This is a genomic window from Vibrio sp. M260118, from assembly GCF_036533755.1.
Taxonomy (GTDB): domain Bacteria; phylum Pseudomonadota; class Gammaproteobacteria; order Enterobacterales; family Vibrionaceae; genus Vibrio.
This window is the reverse complement of the sequence record NZ_JATABG010000183.1, coordinates 1-6,736: the sequence shown is the minus strand read 5'-3', so window position 1 is coordinate 6,736 and position 6,736 is coordinate 1. Positions and strand designations below refer to the sequence as shown.

Below are 6,736 nucleotides of genomic sequence, written 5' to 3'. Positions count from 1 at the left end.
TATTTACTCAATCGACGTTGAGTGAGATTGACTTAGAACGATTTAAGAAAGTCATGGACGCCAATGTTGTGAGTTGTTTTTTATGTTGTAAGGCGTTTATCAATCAAATTGATCGAGATGGATCTATTGTTAATGTCTCCTCTGCGGCATCAAGAACAGGCGCTCCGTTTGAATATGTCGACTATGTAGCGTCTAAAGGTGCAATGGACTCGTTAACTAAAGGCCTGTCTTTGGAGTTGGCCTCACGTAATATTCGCGTTAATGGGGTTAGGCCGGGCTGTATCTACACTGAAATGCATGCTGATGGTGGAGAACCAGGACGTGTAGACAGATTAGGGCCTCAGCTTCCGCTAGGTCGAGGAGGTACCGCTTTAGAAGTGGCTAACTCCATTGCTTGGCTATTGTCTGATGAGGCTTCATTCGTCACGGGCTCTTTTATCGATATCGCAGGTGGTCGATAAGCCACGGGCGAGTATTGGTGTCGATTCTTACTGTTGCTGTGTCTCGAGCATCAAATTGGTTGAGTTTGACAAAGATAGTACAGCCTTGCTTGCTAAACGGTGCATGGCTGCTACCAGGGGGATTACGTAAGTAGGTGCCTGCCGGATAATCGCCATCTTCATCAGAAAAAACGCCCTCTAAAACGAGAATCTCTTCACCTATAGGGTGTAGGTGAGTTTTAAACTGGGAGCCCGCTTCGTAGCGGACGATACTTGTTGTGTGCTCAGACTCTGCGTCCTCACGTTCGAGTAGTTTACGCCAAACACCTTGAGAGGGGCTGGCAACCCAAGGCATGGGGTCAGTATTAATGACAACTTGCTGGGAAAAGTTCATGTTAAGCATGCAGTCTCTCCTTAAAGAAAATCTCGATATTCATGACTTTATATTAGTTATATGGAATAGAAGCATAATTGCGTAAAAATATTTCAGTCGATATTTAGATAACAGCGAGTAACTGAGGTTATGAGGGGGCAAAGGCACAAAGGGTGATAATACACACGCAGTTGTCATTTAGTCGCATCAAGTTTGCTGTACGCTGACGTTGATATGCGATATTTCGATGCGTTGTGTACAGATTGAGTGGTAGAAAGATGAAAACTGAAAAACAGAAGATGCTGGCAGGTGAGCCATACGATGCTTGGGACAAAGAGCTCTACGATGAACGTATTGCCTGTCGAAAGGTACTGCAAAAACTAAATAACAGTATTCCTGATACAGACGAGTGGCGCAGTGCGATCGACACACTGATCCCAAACGATGGTAAAGCGTATCTTGAACCCCCTTTTCGCTGTGATTATGGCTCGAACATCAACGTTGGCAAAAACTTCTACGCTAATTTTAACTGCGTTGTGCTTGATGTCGCTGAAGTTCATATTGGTGACAATGTTCTGTTTGCACCTAACGTACAAATCTATACAGCGGGCCATCCGTTGGGTGTAAAAGGTCGCGTAGAAGAGGGTGTTGAGTTCGGCACGCCGATAACTATTGGTGACAATGTTTGGCTTGGCGGCGGTGTGATTGTTTGCCCTGGTGTAACAATTGGCGAAAATAGCGTCATCGGTGCTGGCAGTGTCGTAACCAAAGATGTTCCATCCAATGTAGTTGCTGCGGGTAACCCGTGTCGAGTAATAAAGCCGATTAAACAGTAGCAAGTTAATTTGCTCCAACTTACAAATTGTGTGATGTGACAATTACCTAGATGGCTCCGAATCTTCTATAGTTGTTATAGCTTAACAAGGAAAAACCACTGGAAAGTCAATCTCTTTTGTTTTCTGGTGATTGTTTTATTAGGAGTCCTCGACAAGTTATGAATAACGAAATTACTATACCTAAAGACTCTTTCATCGTTTCTAAAACTGATACCCAAGGAAAGATTAAATACGCGAATCGTATGTTTATGCGTGTTTCCAACTTTTCTGAAGAGCAACTTCTCGGAAAAAACCATAACATTATTCGCCACGCTGATATGCCAAGGGGCGTATTTTACGGCTTGTGGAGCACGTTAAAACGAGAAGAAGAGTTTTTTGGTTTTGTTAAAAATAGTACCGCTGATGGAGACTATTATTGGGTCTTTGCCAACATCACCCCTGATTACGAGAATGGAAAGCTAATTGGTTATTACTCCGTTCGCCGACCTGCTCCAGAAAGAGCAAAACAACAGATTCTCGCTGTCTATGCCGATATGCTTAAAATGGAGAGCAATGCTGAACGTAGTCAGGCGCCTGAGGCATCATGGAATAAAATGGTCGCTTGGGTAGAAGAACAACATGGCTTAAGTTATCCAGAGTTCATGATTCATTTGTACAATTCTTGTATGGAGTCTTGAACATGTCAGAGAAACATATCAGTAAAAATATCCCATTTTTAAAAAACAAGTCACTGCTTGCGTGTGTGGTCTTTGTTCTGCTAATCACTATTTTATCTTTAGTACACATTATTCAAAACGGTATAACAGCGTTAGAGTTAGTTATCCCTGCTCTATCTATAGCGTTCGCGATCTTTTTCTATTTTGATCATCTTAAGTCTTTGGTGGTACTGAATAGAATCAATGAGGTATTGCGCGAAGCAAAAGATGGCAATACCCATGTAAGGATTACTCAAACGAAAGGTATGGGTGAAGTCGGCTATGTTGCGTGGGCACTTAACGATTTTTTGGATGTAATCGAAGTTTACTCGAGGGAGTTAGCGAATAGTTTCGAAGCGACAGGGCAGAAGCGTTACTATCGACGAATGTTACCTGAAGGTATGCCGGGAAGTTTTAAAAAGCAAATCACTGATGTCAATCGAGCGATTGAATCAATTCAAGAAGCGAATCTATTTTCACGTCAGAATAGCTTAAAAAGCGAGCTCCACAGGATAAACACGGGTAACTTGATTGATAACCTAAAAATGAATCAAGCAAATCTTGCTAGTCTCGCAGAGGAAATGGATTCAGTGCTTAGCTTTGCCAATGAAAACCAAGCCAGTGCGGAATCGAGCAGAGTACTAATAGACAAAATTCTTTCTGCGTTAGAGAACATGTCATTTTGTATGCAAAGTATGGAAAACACAGCCAAAGCGCTAGGGGGAGAGAGTGAGCGTATCTCGGAAACTATCGACGTAATAACGGGGATAGCCGAGCAGACCAATCTGTTGGCGCTTAATGCAGCGATTGAAGCTGCGCGTGCTGGTGAGGTGGGACGTGGATTTGCTGTCGTCGCTGATGAAGTTCGGTTATTGGCTGACAGAACGCGCGAGTCGACCAAGAGCATCAGTGATACCGTCAACTCAATTACCAGCCGAATCGATGAAGTAGTAGAACAAACGGCGAGTTTTTCTGAGCAAACAAGGGTTATCTCGCATGATGTAAATACGTTTAGCAAAGAGTTTGCCAAAGTCGCAGATACATCCTCTTCAACAATTCGTATCGCCACTCTCGCGAAGGATATGTCTTTCGCTTCATTGGTGACGTTAGACCATATTGTCTATATGCAAAATAGCTATATAGCGCTTGAAAAAGGTGGTGAGGGACCAGAAGCAGATGCGGTTCGAGTCGACCATTTCAATTGCCGATTAGGTAAATGGTATTACGAAGGACGAGGATATGAAGAGTTTCGTCAATATCCATCCTATCTACGTATGGAGTCTGCTCATAGAGATGTTCATTCAAATGTCCACAATGCAATCGGTCTGGTTAAGTTAGATTGGCTCAATGATGAGGGTATTTTTAAAAACCTTATCAGCACGATTGAATCAGCAGAGCATGCGAGTAAGGGGGTCGTTAGCGGAGTTACGGGGTTAGTGGCTGAAAAAAATAACACGTAAGCTGTTGCTAATTTGTCTATAGGGAAGTAAATCGCTTCCCTATTTTTCGTTTACTGATCAACAAAGTCGTCAATGAAAGAAAACTAAAAAAGTCCTTTACCTCAACCATACTTGAGGTTTTAGCATGTTCAATGTTGACTAGGAAAGCATAAGGAGAAAGCTATGATTCAACTAGAGCACGTGAATTTGGTCGTTAAGGACATCCCTGAAATGTTGAAATTTTATCAAGCGGCATTTCCTCACTGGTATGTTCGTGATGAGGGGAAGGGAGAGTGGAGCGGCAAGCCTAGAAACTGGCTCCATTTTGGTGATGAATACCAGTATATTGCCTTGAGTGACCACGGCGAAGGGGAGAACCGTGATTTGGCTGGACACCAAGTTGGGTTAGCGCACTTTGCTTATGTCACCAACAATATTGAAGCGGTTATCAGTAGGCTGGTGGAAGCTGGGTTCCCGATTGCCAAGCCGGGAGCCGAAGAACCCTACCGAAAGAACATCTACTTTGTTGACCCTGCAGGCTTTGAAGTCGAGTTTGTTGAGTACTTGGCCGATGACCCGAAACTGCGCAATTTAACTAGCGAGTAGCCTTTAGTGCTATGGCTTGAGTAGCGTTGGGAGATGATCACTACTCACTGGATGCTTGTGTGACGTGTTTATGCATCAACTAGAAAAATTTACCGACTAGTACAATCAGCAACGCTCCACTAAGCACTGGGGGCGTGAAAAGCCCCAGCTTTGGCCAAATAGCATGATCAGAATTGGATTCGCGCCCGCAGCGGAGTATAGTCATCCAGACAGTAGCATCGTAAATTTTTGTGTGTTTCATAAACAAGAAGTCGCAATTACTACCATGTATATGACTCACAAAGGTGAGCAAGCGTGTCATAAGTGTAAAGTCGTACTCAATGCTTTGGCGACACGCTGAGTGCTTGGTTACGATAACAGTTAGGGTTGGACTTTAATCATGGCTCGTCCGAAGAAACAGAGAAATATTTGTGGCAATGCAGCGTATGCGTTCTATAAGCCCAACGGGGTTGGAATGGATGAGCTAGAAACGGTCGAACTGTTGCCAGATGAGTTAGAAGCTTTGAGGTTAGCCGATCAAGAGGGGATGAACCAGATTGATGCTGCCGCGCAAATGCAGGTCTCACGGCAGACATTTGGCAATATTATCAAAAGGGCGCGCTACAAAGTGGCGAATAGCCTTATCTCTGGCCACGCCCTTAAGTTAAAGTAATTAAGTTTGTCAGTGCTCACTTCGGCTCTTTTATCTGGTAGAGCTTACGTTGGTGCTCTACACATACCTCTTTGCAGTCACATTCCCGATCTATTTTTAGTTTCGATAGTCCACCGCAACTGCCTTGGATTGGTTGCCGTTGGAACATCACCCCTATCGCCATTAAGGCAATAAAGCTAACAAATATGCATACAGTGAGTAGTAACGTCATTGTTTAATCCTCCGTATTTCATGCCAGTTTGGTTGGCTTGGAATCAAAAGGTGAGATGATGTTTTATGACCACAGCACGGCTTTTTGTTGGGCGACTCTTTCGCGTAATCCAAACTCTCAACTTGCGTCAGCTGATCAAAGCAAAGGCTTTCGATCTCTTGCTTTGCTGGGGCAGCGACTACTTTCACTTGAGATTGAAACAGGCTCTTAAGCATATTTTGGCCAACGTTTCTTACTACAACAACGTCTACTTTGTAACCAGTTATAACCTTCTGCCACAGCTTTTTCACGCCGCAGCGAGAGTTAGATTGGTTGGTGGGAATAAACTCAATGTGTTGAGAACTATCGTCGAACACAGCAATTTGCTGACATTTAGAAAAGTGATTGCTTACGGTTGTGTCGTTACAAGGGATGGCATAGATCATATTGGCTCCAAACTAACATGATTAGTATGGAGCCAATATAGCAATTTATTATTGGCATATGCCAATTATAAATCTAAGTTCTTGTTTATCGAAGATCGGAACTGAAAATCATAGCAATCTAGCTTTCAAATGAAAGCTTGCCGCCAAATGTCTGTTTCCAGTCTTTATCAAACTGTTCAATAGCCGGTTGAACCGCAGGATGGGCAAACATCTGCGCCGCTACATCGGTTGGTAGGGTAATGGCTTCGATACCCAGTTTCATCACTTCCATCGCTTGTTGCGTGTTCTTGAAACTTGCGGCCAAAATCTTCGCTGATAACTGGTTTTGATCGAGCAATAACTGCAGGTCCGCAACCACTTCAACACCGTTACCGTTCATTGCATCTATGCGGTTTACATAAGGTGCTAGGTAGTCTGCGCCGCAAAGGGCAGCCAGAAAACCTTGTTGGGCTGAGTATATCGCGGTAGCTAGAACGTTAATTCCTTCGCTTTTCATTATCTTAATCGCAGCTAAACCAGCCTCGGTTGCAGGTACTTTTACTACCATATCGTAAGGTAGCTCATTTAGCTGGCGTGCTTCTGCCACCATGTCCTTTACTGTCGAACTTACTACCTGAGCGTGAAAGCGTGGTGTACCACCAAGTGCCTGTTGCATACCTATTAGGGTTTCATTTAGCCCTTGCTTTGACTTGGCCAAAATACTTGGGTTTGTCGTTACACCTTTAAGAGGAAGACACTGGTTAAAGCGCTCTACTTCTGCCACATCAGCAGTATCTAAATAAAGTTCAATCATGGTTTCTACCTTAAACAAAATCTCTGTTTTGACGATGGGATCACTATAGATCTGACTATCGAATCAGATCTTGATTTTGATCAATTGAAGTTTCATTTGAAAGTATAATAATTTCATTAAATGAAGATTAAGCGAAACTTGTGAACTCTCAAATGAAGCTTTTATTTGCGAAACAGCAAAGTGGAGAACAAGTTCAGAGTGCGAACCAAGAGGCAAGCAGATGTATTTCGACATTCAAAGATTCTCGACCCACGATGGTGATGGCA

Annotated in this window: 9 protein-coding genes and 1 pseudogene; 6 read left to right on the top strand and 4 right to left on the bottom strand. The window is 43.3% G+C overall.

Annotation, left to right across the window (positions count from 1 at the left end):
* The coding region (locus tag QTO00_RS11890; RefSeq protein WP_331425007.1) for an SDR family oxidoreductase at positions 1–461 on the top strand (461 nt) is incomplete at its 5' end.
* Here QTO00_RS11890 and QTO00_RS11885 read toward each other — a convergent pair.
* Positions 460–843: pseudogene (locus tag QTO00_RS11885) on the bottom strand (cupin domain-containing protein); the annotation flags it as partial. The gene QTO00_RS11890 and the pseudogene QTO00_RS11885 overlap by 2 nt on opposite strands.
* A 248-nt stretch (positions 844–1,091) precedes the next feature.
* Here QTO00_RS11885 and QTO00_RS11880 point away from each other — a divergent pair.
* From QTO00_RS11880 to QTO00_RS11860, 5 genes are all read left to right on the top strand, one after another.
* Positions 1,092–1,649: a sugar O-acetyltransferase gene (locus QTO00_RS11880; RefSeq protein ID WP_331425006.1), complete on the top strand. Its 558-nt coding sequence runs from the start codon at positions 1,092–1,094 to the stop codon at positions 1,647–1,649.
* Positions 1,650–1,807: 158 nt separating this feature from the next.
* Entirely contained in the window at positions 1,808–2,326 is a 519-nt protein-coding gene (locus QTO00_RS11875) for a PAS domain-containing protein (protein ID WP_331425005.1), read from the top strand.
* Positions 2,327–2,328: 2 nt separating this feature from the next.
* Positions 2,329–3,804 carry a methyl-accepting chemotaxis protein gene (locus QTO00_RS11870; RefSeq protein WP_331425004.1) on the top strand — a complete coding sequence of 492 codons (1,476 nt, stop codon included), beginning with the start codon at positions 2,329–2,331 and terminating at the stop codon, positions 3,802–3,804.
* Positions 3,805–3,966: 162 nt separating this feature from the next.
* On the top strand, positions 3,967–4,389 hold the full coding sequence (locus QTO00_RS11865) for a VOC family protein (RefSeq protein ID WP_331425003.1): 423 nt from the start codon (positions 3,967–3,969) through the stop codon (positions 4,387–4,389).
* Between the two features lie 379 nt (positions 4,390–4,768).
* Positions 4,769–5,041: a DUF134 domain-containing protein gene (locus tag QTO00_RS11860; RefSeq protein WP_331425002.1), complete on the top strand. Its 273-nt coding sequence runs from the start codon at positions 4,769–4,771 to the stop codon at positions 5,039–5,041.
* Between the two features lie 16 nt (positions 5,042–5,057).
* Here QTO00_RS11860 and nqrM read toward each other — a convergent pair whose 3' ends face one another.
* The 3 genes from nqrM to QTO00_RS11845 form a co-directional block, all read right to left on the bottom strand.
* Positions 5,058–5,252 carry a (Na+)-NQR maturation NqrM gene (nqrM, locus tag QTO00_RS11855; RefSeq protein ID WP_331425001.1) on the bottom strand — a complete coding sequence of 65 codons (195 nt, stop codon included), beginning with the start codon at positions 5,250–5,252 and terminating at the stop codon, positions 5,058–5,060.
* Positions 5,249–5,677: a NifB/NifX family molybdenum-iron cluster-binding protein gene (locus QTO00_RS11850; protein ID WP_331425000.1), complete on the bottom strand. Its 429-nt coding sequence runs from the start codon at positions 5,675–5,677 to the stop codon at positions 5,249–5,251. The genes nqrM and QTO00_RS11850 overlap by 4 nt, the downstream gene beginning before the upstream one ends.
* A 118-nt stretch (positions 5,678–5,795) precedes the next feature.
* Positions 5,796–6,470, bottom strand: coding sequence for a fructose-6-phosphate aldolase (locus tag QTO00_RS11845; RefSeq protein WP_331424999.1), 675 nt, complete (start codon positions 6,468–6,470; stop codon positions 5,796–5,798).
* Positions 6,471–6,736: the final 266 nt, after the last annotated feature.